Below are 23,037 nucleotides of genomic sequence, written 5' to 3'. Positions count from 1 at the left end.
AATGCCTGCAGTTCGCAGCGCTTTTTACCCGATTAGCACGAAACGTGAACAATCCCAAGCGGGAATGCGACAGCCGCGCCACCCTTCCGGGAGCAGAACCGACGCTACGTGACCCCGAAACGACAATTCCCGGCGAGGAGCGTCACTGGAATTTCACACTTCTTTACAGCAGGTTAGTGGATACATGACCTATGCACACAATGCATATCGGGCATGTTTTCACGGCGCTTGTTTAATGTGCATCCCGCTTCTAATTGAGCCTCAGAATGCAGCGGCCCCTGAAGCCGCCCTCCCCCGTATCCGCGCCACAAAGGACTATTCCGATGGCTTACTTCGATCCGACCACCCGCGCCTCCGGCAGCACCCTCGCCGGCAGGATCACCCGTTTCCTCACCCGTCCCACCGCCATCATCGCCGAGTGGAACGACCGTCGCGTGACCCGCAACGCCCTCTCCAAGCTCACCGACCGCGAGCTGGACGATATCGGCCTGTGCCGCAGCGACCTCGAGGCTCTCTGAACTCTCCCTGCCAGAAATGGCAATGACTAGGGGCGGCCCCGCAAGGTGCCGCCCCCTTTTCTTGCCGGTTTGGCCAGGTCAGGCCGGTTCGCGCATCCGCTCGACCTTGGCCGAAAGCGCCGCCGTCACCGCGTCGATCTCGCCCATGGCATCGACCCGGTCGAGCAGCCGCCTTTCCGCGTAGTAGTCGATCAGCGGCGCGGTTTGCGCGTGATAGGCCTCCAGCCGCGCCGCGACTGTCTCGGCCTTGTCATCGGCGCGGCGCTTCATCTCGGTTCCGCCGCAGGCATCGCAAACGCCTTCCACGACGGTCGGCTTGAAACTGTCATGGTAGCCCTCGCCGCAGGCACCGCAGGTGAAGCGTCCGGCGATCCGGCTCACCATGGCGGCGTCATCGACATCCATCGAGATTGCCCCCGTCACCCGCTCGCCATGCTCGGCCAGCATCACATCGAGCGCCTCGGCCTGCACCGTGGTCCTCGGGAAGCCGTCGAGAATCACGCCCTCCTGCACATCAGCCTCGGTCAGCCGGTCGGCTAGGATATCCAGCACGATCTCGTCGCTGACCAAACCGCCCACTTCCATCACGGCCTTCGCCGCGCGGCCGGCCTCGGTGCCGGCGGCCACCGCCGCGCGCAGCATGTCGCCGGTCGAGAGCTGCACAAGGCCATGGCGCTCTTCGAGCCTGCGTGCCTGGGTCCCCTTGCCCGCGCCCGGCGGTCCGAGCAGGATAAGCACCGGCCTTGCCTTCTCTTGTGCCCTCATGGTTCGTCCTCCTTCATCCGTGGCTGACCCATGGTTAACATCAAACGCAGAGGGCAAGCCTGCGGCAAAACCGCCCCACGGCATACCATTGCACACCGCGCGACCGGACATGAAAAAAGGCGCCGCAGCGGGCGCCCTTTCCCGTGATTTCAGCCGTGATCAGGCCTTCTTCAAGGCGTCGCGGATCTCGAGCAGCACGTCCAGCTCCGAGGGGCCGCTCTTCACTTCGGGGGCCACTTCCTCGGGCTTCTCGGCAGCGGCCTTCACCCGGTTGACCATCTTCACCAGCATGAACACCACGAAGGCGATGATGAGAAAGTTGATGACCGCCATCAGGAAGTTGCCAATGGCAAAAACAGCCACACCGGCCTCCTGGCAGGCTTCGACCGAGGCGCAGTCGCCTTCGCCCAGGATGTAGAACCAACCCGAGAAGTCGATACCGCCAGTGAACAGGCCGATGATCGGGTTGATGAGGTCACCCACCAGCGAGGTCACGATGGCAGTGAAGGCGGCACCGATGATGATACCCACAGCCATGTCCATCACATTGCCCTTGGCAATGAAGTCCTTGAATTCGTTAATCATGTGTACTGTCCCTTGTCTTGCTCTTGCGCCCAGAGGTCGCACGCCCTCTCCGCGGCTGTGCAGCTTTTAACCATTCCTCTGCAATTTTGTAGCTTTTTTTCGATAACGCGCAGGCTACGTAGCGACGACCAGACCAATCAGGGACCCGACCTATGACTGACCTATCCGAGTTCTTCGTCACCAGCCGCTGGCCGGTGGAAGACCCCACCAAGCTTCAGCTCTTCTCTTTTCCCACCCCGAACGGCCGCAAGATCGGCGTCGCGCTGGAGGAGATGGGCCTGCCCTACGAGGCGCACCGGGTGACCGTGTCCGACAAGGACGTGAAGAGCCCCGAGTTTCTGAGCCTCAACCCCAACAACAAGATCCCTGCAATCATCGACCCCGACGGCCCGGGCGGCAAGCCGCTGGCGCTCTGGGAGAGCGGAGCGATCCTGATCTATCTCGCCGAAAAGACAGGCAGGTTTCACGGCACCACAGCGGCCGAAAAGCATGTCGTGACCCAATGGCTGATGTGGCAGATGGGCGGGCTCGGCCCGATGCTTGGCCAGCTCGGCTTCTTCGTCAAGTTCGCCGGCTCCGAGATCGAGGATCCGCGCCCCCGCGAGCGCTACATCAACGAGGCAAGGCGCCTGCTCGGCGTGCTCGAGGGCGCGCTCGAGGGCAAGGACTGGGTCGCCGGTGACTACTCCATCGCCGACATGGCGATCGTGCCCTGGCTGATGGGGCTGGAGTTCTACGGCGCCGAGGAGCTCGTCGGCCTGCCCCAGCTCGAACGGGTCACCGCCTATATCGAGCGCTTCAAGGCCCGCCCCGCCGTGCAGGCCGGCCTGAACGTGCCGCCGCGCGAGGGTTGAACCAGCCGGTTGGGTGCCCCGCTATCGGTGCATCCACGTGCGCCGAAAGGCATCGACCGATTTCATGAGATTGCAGGCGGCGATCAACCGGGTTGCCGCCGGCCTCGGGAAAAGGCGCACATGGCGCCGCCCGTCAACCATCAGCAGCCTGTAGCGGTAGAGCGTCACGGCGCCCGTATCCTCCTTGGCAAGGGAGATCTTGCCAAACCGCGTCTCGGTATCCGCAACCACTCGGCACGTCCTGCCCTGCCCCGGCCGCGCGCAGGTTGCGGCCGTGTTCTTTGCCGTCCAGGCAAAGGTCTTGCCGTTGTGGGTCAGGTGGATGGTGTCGAGATAGCGTTCGTTGAGATACTCGAATGCACCGGCGTTGTCCGGCAGGCCCGTCAGCTGATCGAGCGGCGCATCGAGGTCATCGAACATGCCTTCGCCCAGCGGCAGCGAAATGTCGCAGGCCACGGCTGGCCACGACAGCACCAACGCGCAGACCGTTGCCAACGATGTCCGGACCATACACCTCCTCCTTCGAACCTCTGGGGTACAATGCTCCGGCAACGACGCCGGTTTCATGATGACGGCATACTATTTTCAATCAGTCCGGAAGCAAGCGCTCGGTTCGGACAAAGGCGAACCAGGCAGCCAGCACCCCGCAAGCGGCTCCCTCGGCGGTCTCTTCCGCCGCGGCCGAGAGCGTCAGGCGGCGGTCGGGTGCATCCTGCACCACCATCGCGCCCGAGTAGCCGGGCTCGGAGGCCTCGACCCAGAGCAGGGCAAACCGGTCGTCGGTCTCGATCTTGAGGGCGCAGGGCAGGCCTTCGGTGCACAGGTGCCTGACGTGCTCGGCGCGCCACGGCTTCACGCCGTCGGCGGTCTCGATGCCGTCGTTGGAAAGGCTCTGCGGCCCCGAGAGGTGCCAGGTCGCATCCAGGCCGACCAGCTCATGCACCAATCCGTCCGGCGCCACCCCGGCCAGCAGGCCCTCGGGCAGCGCCATCTCGGGCTGGCACGTCACCTGCGTCTCGCGGCGCAGCAGCGGCAGGAACGCCAGGATGTTGGCGGCCACCACCGCGGCCACCACAGCCCAGCGCCAGCGGGTCACCCGCGCAGCACACCGCCGGTGGCCTTGGTCACCTTCTCGACGACCCTGGCCGCCACACCGGCGATATCCTCATCGGTCAACGTCTTTTCGGTGGGCTGCATCCGCACCGTGATGGCCAGGCTCTTCTTGCCCTCGCCCAGCGCACCCCCGATGAACTGGTCGAAGAGCCGCACATCGGCAATCAGCGCCTTGTCGGCCCCGCGCGCGGCGTTCATCAGGTCCATCGCGGCCACGTCGGCGTTGACCACGAAGGCAAAGTCGCGCTCTACGGCCTGGAGATCGGCCATCACCACGGCTCCGCGCGAGGCGCCCTTGGCCTTCTTCTCCGGCACCGCCTGGGGCCAGATGGTAAAGCCCACGGCAGGGCCCTTCACATCCATCTCGCGCAGGATCCTCGGGTGAATCTCGCCAAACACGGCCAGCACATTGGGGCCGAGCGCCATCACCGAGGACCGACCCGGATGCCACCAGTCATTGGCCTCGCGGCGAAACTGCACACGATCGGGCGCGCCCAACGCAGCCAGCACGGCCTCGCAATCGGCCTTGGCGTCATACAGGTCCACGTCGCGGCGCGTCGCAAAACTGTCGCGCGGGCCGGTCGCACCCACCAGCAGGCCGGTCGCCAGCATGTGCTGCTCGCCCGGCTCGCCGCCGTGAAAGGCCGCACCGACCTCGAAGAGCGCCATGTCATTGAACCCACGCGCCTGGTTTCGGGCGGCGGCCTGCAACAGACCCGGCAGGAGCGCCGGCCGCATGTGGCTCATCTCGCTGGAAATGGGGTTCTCCAGCCTGGTGGCCTCATCGCCGCCGCTGAAGAGCTTCGCCGTCGCCTCGTCGATGAAGCTGTAGGTCACACATTCGTTGTAGCCCAGCGCCGCAAGGGTCCGCCGCGCGATCCGCTCGCGCTGCTGGCTCTCGGTGAGGATCGGCTTGGGCACGCCGGGGGTGACACGCGGCATCGGCTTGCCGACCAGACCGGTCAGCGAGGCGATCCGCGCCACCTCTTCCACCAGGTCCGCCTCGCCCTTCACGTCGGGCCGCCAGGAGGGCACATTCGCCATGTCGCCTTCCATGACGAAGCCCAGCGCCTCCAGCGTGGCCCTCTGGGTCGCCTCCGGAATGTCCATGCCCACGAGCGACGAGCATCGCGCGGCATCGAGCCTGTAGGCGCGGCTCACATCGGGCACCTGCCCGGCCTCGATCAGCTCCGAGGGTTCGCCGCCGCAGAGCTCGAGGATCATCGCCGTGGCATCATCCACCGCCTGCCGGTTGTAGCCCGGATCAATGCCGCGCTCGTTGCGATACCGCGCGTCCGAGTTGATCTTCAGCGCGCGCCCGGTCAGCGCGATCTGGACAAAATCCCAGTAGGCGGCCTCGAGGATCACATCCACCGTCTCCTCGGTGCAGCCCGCCTCCTCGCCGCCCATGATCCCGCCAACACTTTCCACGCCGTTGTCATCCGAGAACACCAGCGCCCCCTCGGGCATCGCATAGGTCTTGCCATCCAGCGCAAGCAGCGCCTCGCCGCCCTTGGCGCGATGGATCAGCAGGTCGCCCTTCACCCTGCCGCCGTCGAACACGTGCAGCGGGCGGTTGCGGTCATGGGTGAAGTAGTTGGTGATATCGACCAGCGCCGAGATCGGCCGCAGCCCGATGGCGCGCAGCTTCTTCTGAAGCCAGGCCGGGCTCGGCCCGTTCTTCACGCCCCGGATGTAGCGGCCCTGGAACACGTGGCAGCCATCCGCCGCATCCTCGGCGATCCTCACCTTCACGGGGCTCTCGAACCTGCCTTCGATGCTATGGGCCTTCAGCGGCTTCAGCCTGCCCAGCCCGCGTGCCGCGAGGTCGCGCGCAATGCCATGCACGCCCAGCGCATCGGGGCGGTTCGGGGTGATGACGATCTCGATCACCGGGTCCACCGTGTCGGGCCGGTTGGCCGCGAGCCAGTCGGTGAACCGCTCGCCCACCTCGCCGCTCTCCAGCTCGATGATCCCGTCGTGCTCGTCCGAGAGCTCCATCTCCCGCTCGGAGGCCATCATCCCGTGGCTCTCGATGCCCCGGATCTTGCCGACCTGGATCGTGGTGTCGATGCCCGGCACATAGGTGCCCGGCTTGGCCACAACCACGGTGATCCCGGCCCGCGCGTTGGGCGCTCCGCAGATGATCTGGGTCTCGCCCTCGTCGGTCATCACCTTGCACACCTTCAACCGGTCGGCATCCGGGTGCTTTTCGGCGGCGAGCACCTTGCCGATGGTAAAGGCCGAGAGCTTCGCGGCGGGGTTCTCGACTCCCTCCACCTCGAGGCCGAGGTCGGTCAGCGCATCGAGAATGTCATCAAGGCTCGCATCCGTCTCCAGGTGCTCCTTGAGCCAGCTCAGGGTGAATTTCATCGGGTCGTCCTCTCAGGGCTTGCCGGCGCGGTTTAACGCATCGGATGCAGAGGGGGAAGACCGGCGCGGGCGGGCCGTGGCACGGGGGCGTGGCCTCAAAAAAGCGCGTCCGGCGGTCTCTCCATGCCCTGGCCGGGCGGCCCGAGACAGCGGCATTCAACACAAACCCGCCGCCTTTGCCCAAATTTCGCCATAATTGCGCCCTATCAAGGGCGTGAACCGGTGGGGGCCGATTCACAGACGGATACTTGGGGGTTCCAATGCTGTCGTCCGTTCTCGACTCCCTCGGAGGATTCCTCCGCCCACTTGCCATTGCAGTGCTCGTGCTCATCGGGCTCGGGTTCATTTCGAACACGCCGGATGGCGCCGGCGGCACCACCTGCCACCAGCTGACCGACAACATCGAGCTGAACCGTGCGCTGTGCCGGATGAACCCGGCGCGCCTGTGGAACACGCCGGTGGCAGACCTCATTCCCGGCCTGCGCGCCGAAGGCGCAGCCGCAAAGAACGAAGCCGCCACCAACTAGGCGTGCCTCTCCGCCCCGCTCCAAGGCCGATTCCCCTCGTTTCCGGCCTCGGAGCGGGGCGGCCGTTTTCTGGACAGGAAACAATCTGCGCCGTTGGTCCGTTCTGTTTCCGAAATTTTACCTAGAACTTGCCCTGATCTCGCCCCTTTTCGGCGGCTAGATGACGCTGCGACACCCGAAAAACCGGGGCGCATTCAGAGACCGTGGAAGCCGGAACACCGGCACACGACAAGTGCGAGGACGAGCAGATGCAAACCTTCCTCAAGACCGTTGCAGGCGGCGCACGTTTCCCCGTGCTCGTCGTGCTGACACTCACCGCCGCGGCCGTCATCGCCGTGCCGGTGCTCGACGCCAAGGCCGTGGCCCTGGCGCGCGGGACCATCATGGACGTGATCGACCAGGGGTCGGTCGCCTTCGTGAAGGGGGTTCTCCCCGAATAGGGAGACCAACCGCCTGAACAGAGTTTCGGGTGGGGGCAAAAGCGCGGGCGCGGCGGTGTTCCAGGGGGCTGGATATCGCCGCGCCCTCTTTCGTCGGCGCCGGGTGTCAGGCCCCGCCGCGCGCTCTACCGCGAGACGCCCGCGTGCAGCGTCGGCACGTCCAGCGCGGCAAATCCGTAGTGCCGCAGCCAGCGCAGGTCACTCTCGAAGAAGGCCCGCAGGTCGGGGATGCCATATTTCAGCATGGCAATCCTGTCGATCCCCATGCCGAAGGCAAAGCCCTGCCATTCGTCAGGGTCGATCTTGCCCGCGCGCAGCACGTCGGGGTGGACCATGCCGCTGCCCAGCACCTCCAGCCAGTCGTCGCCCTCGCCCACCTTCACCGTGCCGCCTTCGAAGCTGCACTGGATATCCACCTCCGCCGAAGGCTCGGTGAAGGGAAAGTGGCTGGCCCGGAAGCGGGTCTTCACGCTGGTGCCGAAAAAGGCGGTGAAGAACTCCTCGAGCACCCACTTCAGGTTGGCCATCGAGATATCGCGGTCGATGGCGAGGCCCTCGACCTGGTGAAACATCGGCGTATGGGTCTGGTCGTAGTCGGCGCGATAGACCCGCCCCGGGCAGATGATCCGCGTCGGCGCGCCGCCTGCCTCCATCGACCGGATCTGCACCGGGCTCGTATGGGTGCGCAGCACATGCGGCGGGCGGTTGTCGCCCTCCTGGCGGGCCATGTAGAAGGTGTCCATTTCCGCGCGGGCCGGGTGATGGCCGGGGATGTTCAGCGCATCGAAGTTGTACCAGTCGGTCTCGATCTGCGGGCCTTCGGCCACGCGAAATCCCATGTCGGCGAAAATGGCCGTGACCTCCTCGGTCACCTGGCTGACCGGATGGATCGTGCCCTGGCGGCGCGGCCGCGAAGGCAGCGTCACGTCGAGCCATTCGCTCTTCAGCCGCTCATCCAGCGCTGCGTCGCCCAGCGCGGCCTTGCGGGCAGCGAGGGCCGCGTTGATCTCGTCCTTCAGCGCGTTCAGGGCCGGGCCGGCCACCTGGCGCTCTTCCGGGCTCATCTTGCCCAGCTCGCGCATCTTGAGGCTCACCTCGCCCTTCTTGCCCACGGCAGCCAGGCGCAACTCCTCGAGCGCGGCCTCGTCGGCCGCCCCTGCGATTGCCTCGATGTACTTCCCGCGCAGCTCGTCCATGCCTGGCCTCCTTGGCTTCGGCGCATGGACTATAGCGCGGCGCTCAAGGGTGCAAGGCGGGATGCGTCAGCCCGCCCGGGCACTGCCCCAAAGCAAAAGGGCCGCCCCGAAGGACGGCCCCTGCGATCTCTGTGCAACCGGCCTCAAGCCAGCGCGGCTTTCGCCTTCTCGACGATGCCGCCAAAGGCATCGGGCTCGTGAATGGCGAGGTCGGCCAGCACCTTGCGGTCCACCTCGATCCCGGCGAGCGCCAGGCCGTTGATGAAGCGCGAGTAGGTCAGGGCCTCGTCATGGGCGCGCACGGCGGCGTTGATCCGCTGGATCCACAGCGCGCGGAACTGGCGCTTGCGGTTCTTGCGGTCGCGGGTCGCGTACTGGTTGGCCTTGTCGACGGCCTGGGTTGCGGTGCGGAAGTTCCGCGAACGGCTGCCATAGTAACCCTTGGCGGCCTTCAGAACCTTCTTGTGGCGGGCGTGGGTGGTCGTTCCACCTTTGACTCGGGACATCTGGGTAACTCCTCAGCGGGCGTAGGGCATGTATTTTTTGACGATCTTCTCGTCAGCGTCGCACAGCACCGTGGTGCCGCGGGCCGTGCGGATGAACTTGGTCGTCCGCTTGATCATGCCGTGACGCTTGCCCGCCTGGGCAGCCTTGATGCGGCCCGTGGCCGTCACCTTGAAGCGCTTCTTGGCGCTCGATTTCGTCTTCATCTTGGGCATTTGCCATCTCCATGAGTTGGTCGTATTGGCGCAGATAGGCATGCCACTGTCGGCCCGTCCGCGCGGATGAGAGGTGGCGTATAGGGGCGAATCCCCTGTCTGGCAAGGGGGTTTGTGCCAGGCCGCGGCTTCTGCGCACCATGCGCCGGGCAGGCACGATTCGAGGAGGCAACCTCATGCAGCATGTCGATCAGACCTACGAGGGGTTTCAAGGCACCATCGTCACCGATCCGGCCCGGTCCGGCACGCGCCCCGGCGTTCTCGTCTTCCACTCGATCGCCTGGCGCGGCCCGGTCGAGATGGAAGCCGCCGAGCGGCTCGCAAACCTGGGCTATGCCGCCTTCGTGGCCGACACCTACGGCCGCGCGCCCGAAGGCCCCGAGGACTGCCGCGAGATGATGAACGCGCTCAACGCCGACCGCTCCGAGCTGCGCCGCCGCATCGAAGCCGCGCTCGACTGGATGCGCGGCTCCGGCGTGACCAATGGCGCCCACGGGGCCATCGGCTTCTGCTTCGGCGGCAAATGCGTGCTCGACCTTGCCCGGATGGGCCATGCCGATGTCAGGGGAGTCGCCAGCTTTCACGGCCTCTTCGACCGACCCGGCTGGCCGACCGCCCAAAAGATCCCCGCCTCCGTCCTCGCCCTGCACGGCTGGGATGATCCGCTGGCCACACCCGAGCAAACCTTCGCCCTCGCCGCCGAACTCGACGCAGCCGGGGCCGACTGGCAGATCCTTGCGATGGGCGGTGTGGGCCATGCCTTCACCAACCCCAGGGCGCAGGACAAGGCCGGCGGCAAGCAGTATGACGCCCGCGCCACGGAACGCGCCTGGGCGGCGACGGCACAGCTCTTCTCGGCCGTCTTCTAGTTCACGATCCCCGAGATGACCTTCATGAAGACGTCCGGCGCGCTGCTCAGCGTGTAGCCACCCGGCTTGCGGATCACGGCAATCGAGATCAGCCCCGCCGCGATGAGTACCAGGATCGCCGCCGCGCGCGGCGGCCGGCTTTCCGAGAATGCGCCGATCAGTGCCGGGATGGAGAGAAGCCCCACCACCAGACCAATGACGAAGATCACATCCGTGTCGATATTCACCCTGCCACTCCTAACCTGCCCGCACCCTGCCTTGCCCCGACGGCAAGTATTCCGGGCGGCGCGGCCAAAATCAACGTGTCTGGAAAGACAGCCCGAAGATCGTCAGGGGCAGTGGCCGTGCTGCGTCTGGCGCGGACGGACCGACTGCAAGCCGAGACCGACAGCCACCGGCAGACACAAAGCACCCGTCGCTCAAACGCCCGTCGTCCGAGGGGCGCCCTATTCCGGGTCCGAGGCGTAAATCAGCCGTTCGGCACAGGGCGCGACGCGCAGGATGTTGGTCGAGCCCGGCACGTTGAAGGGCACACCGGCGGTCACCACGATCTGATCGTCCTCGGTGGCCATGCCCAGCTCGCGCGCGGCGCGCGCACCGCTGACCACGGCCTGCTTGAACCGCTCGAGACGGGCGGTCACGGCACAGGTCACACCCCAGGTCAGGGCAAGGCGGCGCGCGGTGCCGATGTGGTTTGTCAGCGCGAGAATCGGCACCTGCGGCCGCTCGCGGGCCACCAGGCTCGCGGTGGTGCCGGTCTGGGTAAAGCATGCGATGGCCTTGATGTCGGTCGCCTCGGCAATCTCGCGGGCCGCAGACACGATCCCATCTGCCACGCTGGAGCGCTCGATTCGCCTCGCGGCCTCGATCACGTCACGATAGGTGGGGTCGCCCTCCACCTCCACCGCCACGGCGTTCATCGTCTTCACCGCTTCGATCGGGTATTGCCCCGCCGCGCTCTCCGCACTGAGCATGATCGCATCCGTGCCCTCGTAGATCGCGTTCGACACGTCCGAAACCTCGGCCCGTGTCGGCATCGGGCTCTCGATCATGCTCTCGAGCATCTGGGTCGCCACGATCACCGGCTTGGCCGCCGAGCGGGTGGTGCGCACCAGCCGCTTCTGGATCGGCGGCACGGCATGCACCGGCAGTTCCACGCCGAGGTCGCCACGCGCCACCATGATTCCGTCGCTGACCGCAAGAATCGAGTCGAAGGCCTTCACCGCCGCCGGTTTCTCGATCTTCGACATGATCGCGGCGCGGCCCTTGGCCAGTTCCCGCGCCTGGGTCACATCCTCGGGGCGCTGCACGAAGCTGAGCGCCAGCCAGTCCACACCCAGGGCGCAGACGAACTCTAGGTCCTTCAGATCCTTCTCGCTGAGCGCCGCCAACGGCAGCACCACGTCGGGCACGTTCACGCCCTTGCGGTTGGAGATGGTGCCGCCCGCGATCACCTCGCAATCGGCATAGTCGCTGCCGCATTCGGTGACCTTCAGCCGGATCTTTCCGTCATTCACCAGCAGGCTGGAGCCGGGCTCGAGCGCGTCGAAGATCTCCTTGTGAGGCAGGCAGACACGGCTGGCATCGCCGTCGGTGGGGTCCAGATCGAGCCTGAAGCTCGCGCCCTCCACCAGTTCCTCGCTGTCGCCCGCAAAGGTGCCCACCCGCAGCTTCGGCCCCTGCAGGTCGGCCAGAATGGCAATCGGGCGGCCCACGTCCTTCTCCACCTGCCGGATCATCCCGTGACGAGCGCGAATCTCCTCATGGGAGCCATGGCTCATGTTGAGCCGGAAGACATCTGCCCCCGCTTCGTGGAGGGCCCGGATCATCTCGTAGGTATCCGAGGCCGGCCCCAGCGTGGCCACGATCTTCACGTTGCGATTGCGTTTCATCTCGTGGCTCTCCTCATCCCGGTCCGCTCGGACTTGTCAGACCCCTGTTAGCGCTAAACCCGCGCAACGGGAAGAGGGCACCACGGTTGCTCTGGCATCCTCTGTCCCTCCTGCGTATCAGAGCATGATCCGAAATCAAAACACCGACATGACATATCACCCCTTCACCCTGCACGGGCAGGACCGTCCCGGGCGCTGGTGCGTAACCTGTGACCACGCAACGAACTTCGTTCCCGATGCGGTGAACGGCGGCACCCTTGGCCTGCCCGCTGCCGAGATGGCCCGCCACATCGCCTTCGATCCGGGCGCGGCGGGCGTGGCCCTCGGTCTCGCCGAGCGGCTGGGCGGCCCCGCGATCTGCTCCAACTTCTCCCGGCTGGTGATCGACCCCAACCGCGGCGAGGATGATCCGACCCTGCTGATGAAGCTCTATGACGGCACCATCATCCCCGGCAACCGCCACGCCGGCCCCGAGGAGCTGGAGCGCCGCAAGGCGCTCTGCTACCGCCCCTACCATGACGCGCTGGCCGAGCTGCTCGCCGCCCGCGAGGCGCCGGTGCTCTGCTCGGTGCACAGCTTCACGCCCAGGCTGAAGGGCCGGCCGGCCCGGCCCTGGCAGGTCGGCGTGCTCCACTCGCACCTGGACCCGACCCTTGCCCAGGCCCTCATCGCCCGCCTGCGCCGCGAACCCGATCTCGTCGTGGGCGACAATGAGCCCTACGGCGGCCACCTCCCCGGCGATGCGGTGGACCGTCACGCGCTTCAGCAAGGCCGGCCCAACGTTCTGATCGAACTGCGGCAGGACCTGATCCAAACCGACGCCCAGCAAGACGCCTGGGCCGAACGGCTGGCACCAATGCTGGAAGAGGCGCTGGCGAACTGCGGCCAGTAACGGCGGATCAGGAGGCCAGCTCACATGGGCGGCCGGTGCGCGACGAGGTCTCGATGGCGTCGATCAGCCGGTGCGAATCCAGCGCCTCGCGTCCGCTCACCATCGGTTTGCGCCCTTCCCCGACCGCCGAGACGAAATCCTCGATCACCGCCTGGTGCCACGCGTGCTTTCCACCGGCCAGCGGGCGGTCCCCGCTCTCGACCCTGGCCCCGGCCTCCACGCTGGACCGCCCGTCGCGCCAGCTGATCTCGAGGCCATTCCTGTCGATCCGCAGGCTCCCGTTCTCGAAGTGGAGCCGGATCACCTCGGTTCGGTGCGGAAACGCCGCGGTGGTGGCCACGAACGAGCCCACCGCCCCGCAGGAAAACCGCAGCCCGGCCACGGCAAGGTCCTCGGCTTCCATCCGGTGCAGGGGCGAGGTGGCAGTCATCGCCTGAACGCTGGCCACCGGGCCGGTCAGGCTGAGCGCAAGGTCGATCGAATGGATCGCGTTGGTCAGCATTACCCCGCCGCCATCGCGCGCATAGGTGCCCCGCCCCAACTCATCGTAATAGGACTGGTCGCGCCAGAGCGGCACCGCGATCTCAACCATGCCAAGCCGGCCCAGCGCCCCCTCGGCCACATGGCGGGCCGCCGCGATCGAGGGCGCCCGCACCCGGTGCTGAAACACCACCCCCAGCGTCACGCCTGCGCGCTCGCAGATCTCGACGACTTCGATCGCCTCCTCCAGCGTGCGCCCGACCGGTTTCTCGAGCAGAACGTGGGTGCCCGCCTGCGCAAGGGTCTCGATCACCTCCCTGCGCACGCTCGGAGGCGTGGCGACGATCGCCACCGGAATGGCGGGGTCCGCGGCAACCGCGGCAAGATCGGCCGTGAACAGGGGCGGATCACCCTCGCAGAGCGCGGCGAGATGGGTCGCCCGGTCCGGCCTGCGCGAGACCACGGCCGCAAGACGCACCGCGTGTCTCGCCGCCGAGAGGGCGGTCACATGGGTCTCCGCGATCATGCCGGCCCCGATGAGGGCCACCCCGACAGGCTGCTGTGCAGCGGATTTCGCCATGATCTTTGCTCCCGATAGTCCTGCCCGGCCCGGTCGTCCGTCCGGTCCGACCGCGATAGCATTTGCGGCGCGCCCTGGCGAGGCCGCCGCCCGGCCTCGGCCGGCGCGCAGGTTCGCGCTTCCGTTTCCCGCCCGATCACCGCTTCCCCTTGCCTCCCGCGCCCACACCCCCATTCTCTACCCCCAAAGGAGAACCGCCATGGACGACGCCACCCGCACCCAACTCGAAGCCGCCGCCTTCCGGACCCTGCGCGCACACCTGATGGAGAAACGCCCCGAGGTTCAGAACATCGACCTGATGAACCTCGCCGGCTTCTGCCGCAACTGTCTCTCCCGCTGGATGCAGGAAGCCGCCGCCGAGCGCGGCATCCCGATGAGCAAGGAGGAGGCGCGCGAGCTGTTCTACGGCATGCCCTACGAAGAGTGGAAAGCGCAAAACCAGACCGAGGCGAGCGACACCCAGCAGGAGGCCTTCAAGCTGGCCTTCGAGGAAAACGTCACCAAGGGCTGATGGCGCCTCGCAACCGGCACCGCCGGTGCGACGACCGGAGCAGGACCAGGGACAAATCGCCTAAAATTGTCCCCGCCCCTGTCCCTCTTCTTGGTCCAAATACCTCGGGGGGTGCGGGGGGCTGGCCCCCCGCGTCCAACGTGACCGCCGGGCGTCACGCTCAGTCGTAAACGCCGCCCTTGTCGACCTTCTGCGAAAACGCGGTCTCCGACCCGGAGGCCAGCAGCTTTGCCTGCTCGACCCAGTTGTCGCGGCTCACCCGGCCCTTGAAGCCCACGAGGTTGGCATTGACCCATGCCTCCTCATCGGCGGTCCAACTCGCGATCTGGTCGAAATGGTAAAAGCCCATCGAATGCAGCAGGGCTTCCAGCTTCTTGCCGACCCCCTTGATCTTCTTCAGATCGTCCGGCCCGCCGTCGCGCGGCCCGTCCAGTGTCGCCGGCGCGGTGCCTTCACCGGCCCCTTCCCGAGTGCCGTCACCATCAAAATCGGGCGTGGTCCCGCTGACCGGCGCGGCGGGGGTGCCGGAGGTCTCGTCGAAGGCGCGGATCTCGTCATCTTCCGCCTCGAAGGCCGCGAGCGGGGCGGTAAAGGCCGCCTTGCCGCGCAGCTCGTCGAGCTCGCCCTCCATTTCCTTCATCCGGGCGTCCTTCTTCTCGCCGTCCGAGCGGCAGCGGTCGAGCCGCAGGAGCAGCTCGTCGCGCTCGCCCCTCAGGCGGTGTTCGTTGGCGCGGGCCTGGTCGAAGGCGACCCGGTCGACCCCCTCCTCGCCAACCGCCTCGTCCGCCACCTCGGACTTGCCCCAGAAGATCCACCCGGCCAGCAGCCCCACCAGCGCGGCGAGGATCAGCAGAAACCAGATTTCGGTGAGCAGGAAGCCCCAGTTCTGAAACATCTCGCGTCCTTCCTATTCGCGCCAGTCGAGGGTGGTGCGGCGGTTCTGCGCCCGGCCCTCTTCGGTGTCGTTGCCGGCGACCGGCTGATCGGGGCCATAGCCCACGGGCGCAAGCGCCGCCTCGGGCACCCCGCGCGCAGCGAGCGCCGCCGCCACCACCTCGGCCCGCCGCTGGCTCAGCGCCTTGTTGCTCTCGGCATTGCCGGTGGCATCGGTGTGCCCGCCCAGCTCCAGCGTGAGCCCGGCCCCGGCACAGGCCAGCGCCACCGCCGCCACGTTGTTCACCGCCCTGAACGAGGCCGCATCGAGCCGGAACGCGCCGGTGACAAAGCCGATCCGCTCGCCCTCCAGCGCCGCCGCCGTCGCGGCGTTGCAGCCGGCCACCGTGGTGTCGATGTCCTCGATCACCGGCAGCCAGACGCCACCCGAGAGCCGCTGCTGCCCGCCGGTTGCCGGGTTGTCGCGCAGCGCGCCCTCCGGGCCCTCGGCCTCGGCCACCACCAGGGTCACGCCACCGCCCAGCGCCTCGGCAAGCCGGGCGCGCATCAGCTCGCCATCCACGCCCGGGCTCGCGGTGATCTCGGCACTCACGCGGCCATCCTCTGTCAGCACCAGGTCCAGCGCCTCGATCTCGCCCATCCACGGGCCCAGCGCGCCGAGCGCCGCCCGCATCGCCTCGGCGCCGGTCTCGTCGTCGCGCGACTGGCCCGGCGTGCCCTCGAGCTGTGCCAGCCCGGCCAGTTCGGCAATCTCCGGCGGAGTCATGCCCGCAGGCAGCTTTCCCGCAAGGCTCCCGCCCCCGGCCACCGTGTATTCAAAGCTGAAGGCCGGCGGCGTGCCGTCATCCACGAGGTCCAGCGCCATCGACGGCGCAAACCCCTCGGGCAGCGCGGTCAGCGCGGCCTCGGCCTCCGCCGCCACCTCCGGGTCATCGGCCTCGCCCGCCAGCGCCACAGATCCCTCCCGGACCGTCAGCTTGCCGAAGTTCAGCGCGGCCAGTGCCGCAAGGCCCGGCGGCACGGCATCGGCAAAGCCATGGGCCTCGCCCCCGATCCGGGCCACCGCCAGCCCCTCGGCGGCCAATGTCTCCACCCCGGCCGCAGCGGCATAGTCGAAGCCCTCCAGCACGTTGGGCACCTTGCCGCTGGCAGTCCACTGTCCGTCGGGCGATTTCTCGACCACGAGGGCAAAGGGCGCGCCGTCGTCCTCCACTTCGATCTGCACCGAAACCGGCACCTGGCCGGTCACAGGCATCAGCGCCGCCTCGGCCTCAGCGGCCTCGGCCGGCGTGGGCGCAAGCGCCACGAAGTCGAGCCCGCCCTCGCTCACCGTCACATCCGCCGTCTTCATCGGCGCGACAGCCCGCAGCGCGGCCCGTGCGGCGGTGGTGAACACCTCGTTCTCCGCCCCGATCCGCGCCACCGTCACGTCGCCCCGCAGCGCCTGCCCGGCCAGCGCCGCAAGATCATCTCCAGCCATCGCCGCGGGCAGCTTGCCCCCGGCCTGCAACCCGCTGGCGGACTTTTTTAACGTCAGCGCAAAGGGCTTGCCATCATCGTTCAGCTCCAGCTCGACAAGCGGCGAAAAGCCCTCGGGCAGCCCCGCCAGCTCGGCCCGCGCGGCGGCGGCCGCCGTGGGGTCGGCGGCAAGGCCCGTGAGGGCCAGCGTCTGCCCTTCGATCCGCAGCCGCCCCTGCATCAGCTGCGCCAGCGCAGCGAGGCCCGCCTGGGCGGCTCCGGCAAAATCCTGCTCCTCTTCGCCGATCTGGGCCACGGTGATGTCGCCCGCCACCGGCGCACCATAGGCAGTGTCGAGGTCCAGCGGATCCACCGAGCGCGGCAGCTTGCCGCCCTGCCAGGTGACGTTGCCGTCGACCGCCTCGATATCCAGCGCAAAGGGCTTGCCGTCGTCCAGCGTGGTCAGATCCAGCTCGGCGGTCCAGCCCTCCGGAAGCACGGTCAAGGCAGCCTCCGCAGCGGCCTGTTCTCTCGGCGTCGGCACCACGCCCGAGAGCGCAATCGCCTGCCCTTCCAGCTTGACCGCGCCGCGCACCAGGGTCCTGCGGGCTTCCAGGGCCGCCGCCGTCGCCTCCGCCCAGCCCGTCGGGGCACCGGCCGCCAGCGTCAGCCCGGCCGCGGCAGACTCCCCGATGGCGCCCGCAAGCTCGGCCCGCGCCGCCTCGCTCGGCACATGGCCCGTCCAGACCGGCCCACCCGGACCGAAGGCGCCGCTCAGGGTGTAGGGGTCCGCCACCGCGAGAATCTCGGCCTCCGAGCGCACCACCCGGCGCCCCGGCACGGCATCCAGCGCGGCCATGACGCGGGCGTGCTCCGCATCGCCATCAGCCAATCCGCCCAGCACGATATCGCGCCCGCGCACCTCTGCCCGCAGCCCGTGGACAGCGCCCTGCACGGCAGCCGCCGCCTGTTCGCTCACGCGGTCCTCGATGGAATGGGCCGGCCTTGCGCCCGCATAGAGCCCCAGCGCCAGCACGCCCCCGACCAGAACTGCCCCGCCCCAGAGCTTGCGCACGTCCCAAAATCTCCCGGTTCTCAAATCTGGCCACATCGTGCCCGCAAGCCACCCCGGAGTGCAAGGCCAAAGCCCGGGCCGCCCCGGGCCCGGCCCAGGCCAGCTGCCGCCCTAGACGGCTGCCTTTCGCATTTCCTCGATGTAGATCTCGCGCAACCGTGTCGCCACAGGCCCCGGCGTGCCGGTGCCCAGCCGGGCACCGTCGATCTCCACAACCGGCATCACGAAGGCCGAGGCCGAGGTGATGAAGGCCTCGTCCGCCGCCTGCGCCTCCTGAACCGTGAACGGCCGCTCCTCCACCGTCATCTGTGCCTCGCGGGCAAACCGCAGCACGGCGGCGCGGGTGATCCCGTGCAGGATCTCGGTGCCGAGCTGCCGGGTCACGATCACCCCGCCCTTGACGATATAGGCGTTGTTCGAGGTGCCCTCGGTCACCATGCCCTCTTCCACCATCCAGGCGTCATCCACCCCGGCCTTTTTGGCCATCATCTTGCCCATGGAGGGGTAGAGCAGCTGCACCGTCTTGATGTCACGCCGCCCCCAGCGCGCGTCGGGAATCGAGATGACACGGATCCCCTTCTCCGCCGCCGGGCTCTCGGCAATCACCTTCTCCTGGTGAAACAGCACCAACGTCGGCGCGGTGCCCTCGGGCGGAAAGGCAAAGTCGCGGTCCGCCGCGCCGCGCGTCACCTGGAGGTAGATCATCCCCTCCTCCAGCCCGTTGCGCGCGATCAGCTCACGATGAATCGCCAGCAGCTCCTCCTCCGTGCAGGGCGGGGTCATCTCCAGCTCGCCCATAGACCGCCACAGCCGCTTGGCATGGCCGGCGAAATCCACCAGCTTGCCGCCCAGAACGGTTGTCACCTCGTAGACGCCGTCGGCAAAGAGAAACCCCCGGTCGAAGACCGAAACCTTCGCCTCTTCCTCCGGCAGATACTCCCCGTTCACATAGACGATCCGGCTCATGTGCATTCTCCTTTGCCACTCGGCGCTTCATCCTGTGCGGCGCGACCGCCGTCAAGCCGGTGGGCCGCTGAAACTCGCCACGCCGCGCAGATCCATCCCGTCTCTACAGCCCGCTGATCCCTGCGCCGCAGCCGTCATCCCGAGGTGGCACCGACCTTCGGGCACAGCGCCGCCCGCTCGCGTCACCCCCAGAGCGCCGCCTGGCTCGGGTGCACGCCGTGGCCGTCATAGGCCAGCGGCGGCATCCGGTCTTCCTTAAGCAAGAGCGGCCCGTCGAGGTCGGTGAAGCCCGCGCCCTGGGCCACCAGCACCGCAGGCGCCATGCCCAGCGAGGTGCCCACCATGCAGCCCACCATGATGCCATAGCCCTCTTCCATTGCCGCCCGCTTCAGCGCCAACGCCTCGGTCAGCCCGCCCGTCTTGTCGAGCTTGATGTTGATGACATCGTACTTGCCCTTCAGCTTCTTAAGGCTCGCGCGATCATGGCAGCTCTCGTCGGCGCACACCGGCACCGGCTTGATGAGCCCCACAAGGCTCTCGTCCTGATCGGCCGGCACCGGCTGCTCCACCAGCGCCACGCCGAGCCGCAGCAGGTGCGGCGCGAGGTCGGAGTATATCTCGGCACTCCACCCCTCGTTGGCATCCACGATCAGCCGCGAGCGCGGCGCGCCCCGGCGCACGGCTTCGAGCCGGGGCATGTCCTCCGGCGTGCCCAGCTTGATCTTCAACAGCGGGCGATGCGCATTCTCCCGCGCCGCCAACTCCATCGCGTCGGGCTCGCCCAGCGACAGCGTGTAGGCGCAGATCTCCGGCCCCGGCTCCTTGAGGCTCGCCAGCGCCCAGACCCGCTCGCCCCGCTGCTTGGCCTCCAGATCCCAAAGCGCACAGTCCACCGCGTTCCGCGCCGCGCCGCTTGGCAGGAGCCGCATCAGATCCGCGCGTGAAACCTTTTCAGGCAGGCCCCTGATCTGATCCATCACGCTCGAGAGGCTCTCGCCGTAGCGGGCATAGGGCACGCATTCGCCCCGCCCGATCGCCCCGCCGTCGCGGATTTCCACCGTCACCACATCGGCGGCCACCTTGGTGCCGCGCGAAATGGTGAAGGGCTTGGCCAACGCAAACTGCTCGGTCTTCGCCGTTATTTCCATGAACCTCTCCGAATATCCCGTCAGCCAAGCCTAGCGCGGCCCCCTGGGGTGGGCAATCTGCCCACCACCCGGTCAGCCCTTCGGCGCCGGCAGCGCATCCACCAGCCGCCCCGCGCCCTGGCGGAACGGATCGACCGTGGGCAGCCCCATTCGCTCCTCGACCTCGGCCATGTAGGCCAGCGCCTCTTCTTCCCCGAGATGCTGGGTGTTGATCGAGATCCCGATCACCTCGCAGCCCGGGTTCACCACCCGCGCCATGGTCAGCGCCGTATCCCGCACCGCCTCCAGGGTCGGCAGCTGGTAGCCCGGCAGGCCGCGCATGTGGGCCCGCGTCGGCTCGTGGCACAGCACCAGCGCGTCGGGCGCGCCGCCGTGGATCAGGGCCAGGGTGACGCCCGAGTAGCTGGGGTGAAACAGGCTGCCCTGCCCCTCGATCATGTCCCAATGGTCGGGGTCGTTGTCGGGCGTGAGCCACTCGATGGAGCCGGCCATGAAATCCGCGATCACCGCATCCAGCGGCACGCCGTTGCCGGTGATCAGGATGCCGGTCTGCCCGGTCGCCCGGAAGCTCGACTTCATGCCCCGCGCCTTCGCCTCGGCGTCCATCGCGATGGTGGTATACATCTTGCCCACCGAGCAATCGGTGCCCACCGCCAGCAGGCGCATGCCCCTGCGCGGCTCCCCGCTGGCGATCGGGTATGTCACACTCGGGATGCGCACGTCGTGCAACGTCCGCCCGTGCTCCTTTGCCAGCGCCACCAGCGTCGGTTCGTTCTTCAGGAGGTTGTGCAGGCCCGAGGCCAGGTCGAGCCCGGCGATCAGCGCCTTCTCCAGCACCGCCATCCAGGAGGGCGCAATGGTGCCGCCCCGGTTGGCCACGCCGATCACCAGCGTCCTGGCCCCGGCGTCGAGCGCCTGCTCGATGGTCATTTCGGTCAGCTTCATGTCGGCCTTGCAGCCCGGCAGGCTCAGCTGGCCCACCGCGTTCTGGGGCCGCCAGTCCTTGATCCCCTGTGCCACCTTGGCGGCAAGGGCATCGGGCGCGTCGCCGAGAAACAGCAGGTACGGGGTCTCGATCATCGGGGAATCTCCTTGTTTGGCGCGATGTTACCCGGCACGGCAGAGAAATTCGTGCCGTTCTGCGGCGGTCGCACAGCTGTGTCCGCACGAATTTCTCGCGTCGCCACGCTCCTGCGCAACATTCTCGCGCAACGCACTGCAAATGGGCGTGGCGTCACGCGCAAATCTGAATCGCTGCACTGCGGCGCAAACGGGCTTGAAGATTTCGGCGCAATAATCTACCACCCACGGCAACGTACACGAAATATCCTTACTTGGAGATCCGCCGATGTCCTTCCGCCTCCAGCCCACGCCGCCCGCACGCCCCAACCGCTGCCAGCTCTTCGGCCCCGGTTCGCGCCCGGCGATCTTCGAGAAGATGGCGGGTTCGGCGGCCGACGTGATCAACCTCGATCTCGAGGACTCCGTGGCGCCCGACGACAAGCCGCAAGCCCGCGCCAACATCATCGCCGCCATCGGCGACATCGACTGGGGCGCCAAGCGCCTCTCCGTCCGCATCAACGGGCTCGACACACCCTGGTGGTACCGCGACGTCGTCGACCTGCTTGAAAACGCCTCCGAACGGCTCGACCAGATAATGATCCCCAAGGTCGGCTGCGCGGGCGACATCTACGCGGTGGACGCCCTCGTCACCGCCGTCGAGGCCGCCAAGGGCCGAAAGAAGCGGATCGGCTTCGAGGTCATCATCGAGAGCGCCGCGGGCATCGCCCATGTCGAGGAGATCGCCGCCGCCAGCCCCCGCATGGAGGCCATGTCCCTCGGCGCCGCCGACTTTGCCGCCTCCATGGGCATGCAGACCACCGGCATCGGCGGCACCCAGGAGAACTACTACATGCTCCACGGCGACACGCGGCATTACTCCGACCCCTGGCACTGGGCGCAAGCCGCCATTGTCGCCGCCTGCCGCACCCACGGCGTGCTCCCGGTCGACGGCCCCTTCGGCGACTTTTCCGACGACGAGGGCTACCGCGCCCAGGCCCGCCGCTCGGCCACCCTCGGCATGGTCGGCAAATGGGCGATCCACCCCAAGCAGGTGGCCTTGGCCAACGAGGTTTTCACCCCCTCCGAGGAGGCCGTGGCCGAGGCCCGCGAGATCCTAGCGGCCATGGAGCAAGCCAAGAAGGACGGTGCCGGCGCAACCGTCTACAAGGGCCGGCTGGTGGATATCGCCTCGATCAAGCAGGCCGAGGTGATCGTGAAGCAGTCCGAGCTGATCGCCGGCTAGGCCAGCGGCACCACCACCTCGGTCAGCAGCTCCGAGGGGTCGGTGTCCATCGGCGAATTGAGATACCGCTCATAGGGCGCGGCATCCTTCGGGTCGCGCCCCAGCCTCGGCAGCCCCTCGCCATACATGTAGCTCCAGGCCGTCGGCAGCCCCGTGTAGGGCCCCTTGTAGGTGAGCACGGCCACCTCGCCGGGCTGCATCACGATCGGCTCCAGCCCCTCCGGCAGCTTCGCCCCATCGGGCAGGATCACCCCGGCATGGCTGCGCAACTCGTTGACCGGCACCGAGGACGGATCGTCGTAGTAGAGCGCGATCAGGTCGCCGAGCTGCCCCATCATCCCGGCGCCGATCAACTGTCCGATCAGCCTCTCGAAGCTCTGCCCGATCTGCTGATAGGCCCCCTGGTGGAACAGCCCCGCCGCGCTGAAGCCCGGCTCCTGTCTCGTTTCAACGTCATACATCGCCGTTTCTCCCTGTCGTTGCGGCAGCATCGGCGGCGGGATGATCCGCGCGCGCCGGGTGTCTGTGGGTGTTTCTCCAAAGCCCGCGCGGTAGGCGCGGGCAAAGCTCTGCGGGTTGGGGTAGCCGCTGACGGCGGCCACCCGCTCGAGCGGCATCTCGCTCATCGCCAGCGCCACCGCGGCCCGGTTCAGCCGGGTCCGCCGCACCGTCTCGGCCACTGTCTCCCCGGCGAAGCGCACATAGACCCGGTGAAAGTGAAACCGCGAGAAGGCCGCAACCTCCGCCAGCACGTCGAGGCTCAGGTCGCCGTCGAGGTTGGTCTGGATGTGGCTCATCACCCTGTCGATCCGTCTCTGGTAATCCACCGCCGCGCCTCCCCTGTGCTGAACCCGGCCTAACACGGCCCCGCCTGACA

25 protein-coding genes are annotated in these 23,037 nt (G+C 67.6%); 8 read left to right on the top strand and 17 right to left on the bottom strand.

The genetic code is table 11. The features are described 5' to 3' along the window. Window positions 1-323 precede the first annotated feature (323 nt). Window positions 324-518: a DUF1127 domain-containing protein gene (locus BUR94_RS00325; protein ID WP_074254298.1), complete on the top strand. Its 195-nt coding sequence runs from the start codon at window positions 324-326 to the stop codon at window positions 516-518. A 78-nt stretch (window positions 519-596) separates the two neighbouring features. Here the strand turns inward: BUR94_RS00325 and BUR94_RS00320 are convergent, their stop codons facing one another. Both BUR94_RS00320 and mscL read right to left on the bottom strand, forming a co-directional pair. Then, window positions 597-1,283, bottom strand: a complete 687-nt coding sequence (locus BUR94_RS00320) for an adenylate kinase (RefSeq protein WP_074254297.1) — start codon at window positions 1,281-1,283, stop codon at window positions 597-599. 159 nt (window positions 1,284-1,442) lie between these two features. Further along, window positions 1,443-1,868: a large conductance mechanosensitive channel protein MscL gene (mscL, locus tag BUR94_RS00315; RefSeq protein ID WP_074254296.1), complete on the bottom strand. Its 426-nt coding sequence runs from the start codon at window positions 1,866-1,868 to the stop codon at window positions 1,443-1,445. 152 nt (window positions 1,869-2,020) lie between these two features. Here mscL and BUR94_RS00310 point away from each other — a divergent pair, with 152 nt between their 5' ends. After that, entirely contained in the window at window positions 2,021-2,722 is a 702-nt protein-coding gene (locus tag BUR94_RS00310; protein ID WP_074254295.1) for a glutathione S-transferase family protein, read from the top strand. A 21-nt stretch (window positions 2,723-2,743) separates the two neighbouring features. Here the strand turns inward: BUR94_RS00310 and BUR94_RS00305 are convergent, their stop codons facing one another. The 3 genes from BUR94_RS00305 to pheT all read right to left on the bottom strand — a co-directional run bounded on the left by BUR94_RS00305 (window position 2,744) and on the right by pheT (window position 6,208). Further along, window positions 2,744-3,232, bottom strand: a complete 489-nt coding sequence (locus BUR94_RS00305) for a hypothetical protein (RefSeq protein WP_139301184.1) — start codon at window positions 3,230-3,232, stop codon at window positions 2,744-2,746. Window positions 3,233-3,311: 79 nt separating this feature from the next. Beyond that, entirely contained in the window at window positions 3,312-3,818 is a 507-nt protein-coding gene (locus tag BUR94_RS00300) for a hypothetical protein (RefSeq protein ID WP_074254293.1), read from the bottom strand. After that, window positions 3,815-6,208 (bottom strand): phenylalanine--tRNA ligase subunit beta, encoded by a 2,394-nt coding sequence (gene pheT / locus BUR94_RS00295; protein WP_074254292.1) that lies wholly within the window; start codon window positions 6,206-6,208, stop codon window positions 3,815-3,817. Before pheT ends, BUR94_RS00300 begins: the two co-directional genes overlap by 4 nt. Before the next feature lie 317 nt (window positions 6,209-6,525). On the opposite strand from pheT, the gene BUR94_RS00290 reads away from it, so the two are divergent. Together BUR94_RS00290 and BUR94_RS00285 are read left to right on the top strand one after the other, a co-directional pair. Further along, complete coding sequence (locus BUR94_RS00290) at window positions 6,526-6,735, top strand: hypothetical protein (protein ID WP_074254291.1); 210 nt, start codon at window positions 6,526-6,528, stop codon at window positions 6,733-6,735. 248 nt (window positions 6,736-6,983) lie between these two features. Next, window positions 6,984-7,175, top strand: a complete 192-nt coding sequence (locus BUR94_RS00285) for a hypothetical protein (protein ID WP_074254290.1) — start codon at window positions 6,984-6,986, stop codon at window positions 7,173-7,175. A 125-nt stretch (window positions 7,176-7,300) separates the two neighbouring features. On the opposite strand, the gene pheS is transcribed toward BUR94_RS00285, so the two are convergent. The 3 genes from pheS to rpmI all read right to left on the bottom strand — a co-directional run bounded on the left by pheS (window position 7,301) and on the right by rpmI (window position 9,090). Beyond that, window positions 7,301-8,371, bottom strand: coding sequence for a phenylalanine--tRNA ligase subunit alpha (gene pheS, locus BUR94_RS00280; RefSeq protein ID WP_074254289.1), 1,071 nt, complete (start codon window positions 8,369-8,371; stop codon window positions 7,301-7,303). Window positions 8,372-8,514: 143 nt separating this feature from the next. Beyond that, window positions 8,515-8,877, bottom strand: coding sequence for a 50S ribosomal protein L20 (rplT, locus tag BUR94_RS00275; protein ID WP_074254288.1), 363 nt, complete (start codon window positions 8,875-8,877; stop codon window positions 8,515-8,517). 12 nt (window positions 8,878-8,889) lie between these two features. Continuing rightward, the gene (gene rpmI, locus BUR94_RS00270; protein WP_074254287.1) at window positions 8,890-9,090 is read right to left on the bottom strand and encodes a 50S ribosomal protein L35; all 201 of its coding nucleotides are present in this window, start codon (window positions 9,088-9,090) and stop codon (window positions 8,890-8,892) included. Window positions 9,091-9,266: 176 nt separating this feature from the next. Here rpmI and BUR94_RS00265 point away from each other — a divergent pair, with 176 nt between their 5' ends. After that, window positions 9,267-9,959 (top strand): dienelactone hydrolase family protein, encoded by a 693-nt coding sequence (locus BUR94_RS00265; protein ID WP_074254286.1) that lies wholly within the window; start codon window positions 9,267-9,269, stop codon window positions 9,957-9,959. Here the strand turns inward: BUR94_RS00265 and BUR94_RS00260 are convergent. Together BUR94_RS00260 and pyk are read right to left on the bottom strand one after the other, a co-directional pair. Next, on the bottom strand, window positions 9,956-10,186 hold the full coding sequence (locus BUR94_RS00260; protein ID WP_245794301.1) for a hypothetical protein: 231 nt from the start codon (window positions 10,184-10,186) through the stop codon (window positions 9,956-9,958). The two genes, BUR94_RS00265 and BUR94_RS00260, sit on opposite strands and share 4 nt — an antisense overlap. 219 nt (window positions 10,187-10,405) lie before the next feature. Continuing rightward, window positions 10,406-11,851 (bottom strand): pyruvate kinase, encoded by a 1,446-nt coding sequence (pyk, locus tag BUR94_RS00255; protein ID WP_074254285.1) that lies wholly within the window; start codon window positions 11,849-11,851, stop codon window positions 10,406-10,408. 124 nt (window positions 11,852-11,975) lie between these two features. Here pyk and BUR94_RS00250 point away from each other — a divergent pair, with 124 nt between their 5' ends. Beyond that, window positions 11,976-12,743 carry an N-formylglutamate amidohydrolase gene (locus tag BUR94_RS00250; RefSeq protein WP_425445228.1) on the top strand — a complete coding sequence of 256 codons (768 nt, stop codon included), beginning with the start codon at window positions 11,976-11,978 and terminating at the stop codon, window positions 12,741-12,743. Between the two features lie 7 nt (window positions 12,744-12,750). Here the strand turns inward: BUR94_RS00250 and BUR94_RS00245 are convergent, their stop codons facing one another. Further along, window positions 12,751-13,803 carry a Gfo/Idh/MocA family protein gene (locus BUR94_RS00245; protein ID WP_074254284.1) on the bottom strand — a complete coding sequence of 351 codons (1,053 nt, stop codon included), beginning with the start codon at window positions 13,801-13,803 and terminating at the stop codon, window positions 12,751-12,753. A gap of 199 nt (window positions 13,804-14,002) precedes the next feature. Here BUR94_RS00245 and BUR94_RS00240 point away from each other — a divergent pair, with 199 nt between their 5' ends. Continuing rightward, on the top strand, window positions 14,003-14,314 hold the full coding sequence (locus BUR94_RS00240; protein ID WP_074254283.1) for a DUF1244 domain-containing protein: 312 nt from the start codon (window positions 14,003-14,005) through the stop codon (window positions 14,312-14,314). 160 nt (window positions 14,315-14,474) lie between these two features. Here the strand turns inward: BUR94_RS00240 and BUR94_RS00235 are convergent, their stop codons facing one another. From BUR94_RS00235 to dgcN, 5 genes are all read right to left on the bottom strand, one after another. Next, window positions 14,475-15,209 carry a hypothetical protein gene (locus BUR94_RS00235; protein ID WP_074254282.1) on the bottom strand — a complete coding sequence of 245 codons (735 nt, stop codon included), beginning with the start codon at window positions 15,207-15,209 and terminating at the stop codon, window positions 14,475-14,477. Between the two features lie 12 nt (window positions 15,210-15,221). Further along, a complete protein-coding gene (locus BUR94_RS00230; RefSeq protein ID WP_074254281.1) occupies window positions 15,222-17,741 on the bottom strand; it encodes an OmpA family protein in 2,520 nt (839 codons plus the stop codon). A gap of 111 nt (window positions 17,742-17,852) precedes the next feature. After that, window positions 17,853-18,707: a D-amino-acid transaminase gene (locus BUR94_RS00225; protein WP_074254280.1), complete on the bottom strand. Its 855-nt coding sequence runs from the start codon at window positions 18,705-18,707 to the stop codon at window positions 17,853-17,855. A gap of 182 nt (window positions 18,708-18,889) precedes the next feature. Continuing rightward, entirely contained in the window at window positions 18,890-19,855 is a 966-nt protein-coding gene (gene dgcA, locus BUR94_RS00220; RefSeq protein WP_074254279.1) for an N-acetyl-D-Glu racemase DgcA, read from the bottom strand. Window positions 19,856-19,927: 72 nt separating this feature from the next. Beyond that, entirely contained in the window at window positions 19,928-20,935 is a 1,008-nt protein-coding gene (dgcN, locus tag BUR94_RS00215; RefSeq protein WP_074254278.1) for an N-acetyltransferase DgcN, read from the bottom strand. A 268-nt stretch (window positions 20,936-21,203) separates the two neighbouring features. On the opposite strand from dgcN, the gene BUR94_RS00210 reads away from it, so the two are divergent. Next, the gene (locus BUR94_RS00210) at window positions 21,204-22,160 is read left to right on the top strand and encodes an L-malyl-CoA/beta-methylmalyl-CoA lyase (RefSeq protein WP_074254277.1); all 957 of its coding nucleotides are present in this window, start codon (window positions 21,204-21,206) and stop codon (window positions 22,158-22,160) included. On the opposite strand, the gene BUR94_RS00205 is transcribed toward BUR94_RS00210, so the two are convergent. Continuing rightward, window positions 22,157-22,987 carry an AraC family transcriptional regulator gene (locus BUR94_RS00205; RefSeq protein ID WP_084192849.1) on the bottom strand — a complete coding sequence of 277 codons (831 nt, stop codon included), beginning with the start codon at window positions 22,985-22,987 and terminating at the stop codon, window positions 22,157-22,159. The two genes, BUR94_RS00210 and BUR94_RS00205, sit on opposite strands and share 4 nt — an antisense overlap. Window positions 22,988-23,037: the final 50 nt, after the last annotated feature.

Origin of the sequence: Vannielia litorea, from assembly GCF_900142295.1 — a bacterium.
Taxonomy (GTDB): Bacteria; Pseudomonadota; Alphaproteobacteria; order Rhodobacterales; family Rhodobacteraceae; genus Vannielia; species Vannielia litorea.
This window is presented reverse-complemented; position numbering and strand designations above follow the sequence as displayed.

Bases quoted from the DNA above. Each gene is read 5' to 3' on its own strand.
- BUR94_RS00325 (WP_074254298.1), top strand. From the start codon at position 324: ATGGCTTACTTCGATCCGACCACCCGCGCCTCCGGCAGCACCCTCGCC.
- BUR94_RS00320 (WP_074254297.1), bottom strand. From the start codon at position 1,283: ATGAGGGCACAAGAGAAGGCAAGGCCGGTGCTTATCCTGCTCGGACCG.
- mscL (WP_074254296.1), bottom strand. From the start codon at position 1,868: ATGATTAACGAATTCAAGGACTTCATTGCCAAGGGCAATGTGATGGAC.
- BUR94_RS00310 (WP_074254295.1), top strand. From the start codon at position 2,021: ATGACTGACCTATCCGAGTTCTTCGTCACCAGCCGCTGGCCGGTGGAA.
- BUR94_RS00305 (WP_139301184.1), bottom strand. From the start codon at position 3,232: ATGGTCCGGACATCGTTGGCAACGGTCTGCGCGTTGGTGCTGTCGTGG.
- pheT (WP_074254292.1), bottom strand. From the start codon at position 6,208: ATGAAATTCACCCTGAGCTGGCTCAAGGAGCACCTGGAGACGGATGCG.
- BUR94_RS00285 (WP_074254290.1), top strand. From the start codon at position 6,984: ATGCAAACCTTCCTCAAGACCGTTGCAGGCGGCGCACGTTTCCCCGTG.
- pheS (WP_074254289.1), bottom strand. From the start codon at position 8,371: ATGGACGAGCTGCGCGGGAAGTACATCGAGGCAATCGCAGGGGCGGCC.
- rplT (WP_074254288.1), bottom strand. From the start codon at position 8,877: ATGTCCCGAGTCAAAGGTGGAACGACCACCCACGCCCGCCACAAGAAG.
- rpmI (WP_074254287.1), bottom strand. From the start codon at position 9,090: ATGCCCAAGATGAAGACGAAATCGAGCGCCAAGAAGCGCTTCAAGGTG.
- BUR94_RS00265 (WP_074254286.1), top strand. From the start codon at position 9,267: ATGCAGCATGTCGATCAGACCTACGAGGGGTTTCAAGGCACCATCGTC.
- pyk (WP_074254285.1), bottom strand. From the start codon at position 11,851: ATGAAACGCAATCGCAACGTGAAGATCGTGGCCACGCTGGGGCCGGCC.
- BUR94_RS00250 (WP_425445228.1), top strand. From the start codon at position 11,976: ATGATCCGAAATCAAAACACCGACATGACATATCACCCCTTCACCCTG.
- BUR94_RS00245 (WP_074254284.1), bottom strand. From the start codon at position 13,803: ATGGCGAAATCCGCTGCACAGCAGCCTGTCGGGGTGGCCCTCATCGGG.
- BUR94_RS00240 (WP_074254283.1), top strand. From the start codon at position 14,003: ATGGACGACGCCACCCGCACCCAACTCGAAGCCGCCGCCTTCCGGACC.
- BUR94_RS00235 (WP_074254282.1), bottom strand. From the start codon at position 15,209: ATGTTTCAGAACTGGGGCTTCCTGCTCACCGAAATCTGGTTTCTGCTG.
- BUR94_RS00225 (WP_074254280.1), bottom strand. From the start codon at position 18,707: ATGAGCCGGATCGTCTATGTGAACGGGGAGTATCTGCCGGAGGAAGAG.
- dgcA (WP_074254279.1), bottom strand. From the start codon at position 19,855: ATGGAAATAACGGCGAAGACCGAGCAGTTTGCGTTGGCCAAGCCCTTC.
- dgcN (WP_074254278.1), bottom strand. From the start codon at position 20,935: ATGATCGAGACCCCGTACCTGCTGTTTCTCGGCGACGCGCCCGATGCC.
- BUR94_RS00210 (WP_074254277.1), top strand. From the start codon at position 21,204: ATGTCCTTCCGCCTCCAGCCCACGCCGCCCGCACGCCCCAACCGCTGC.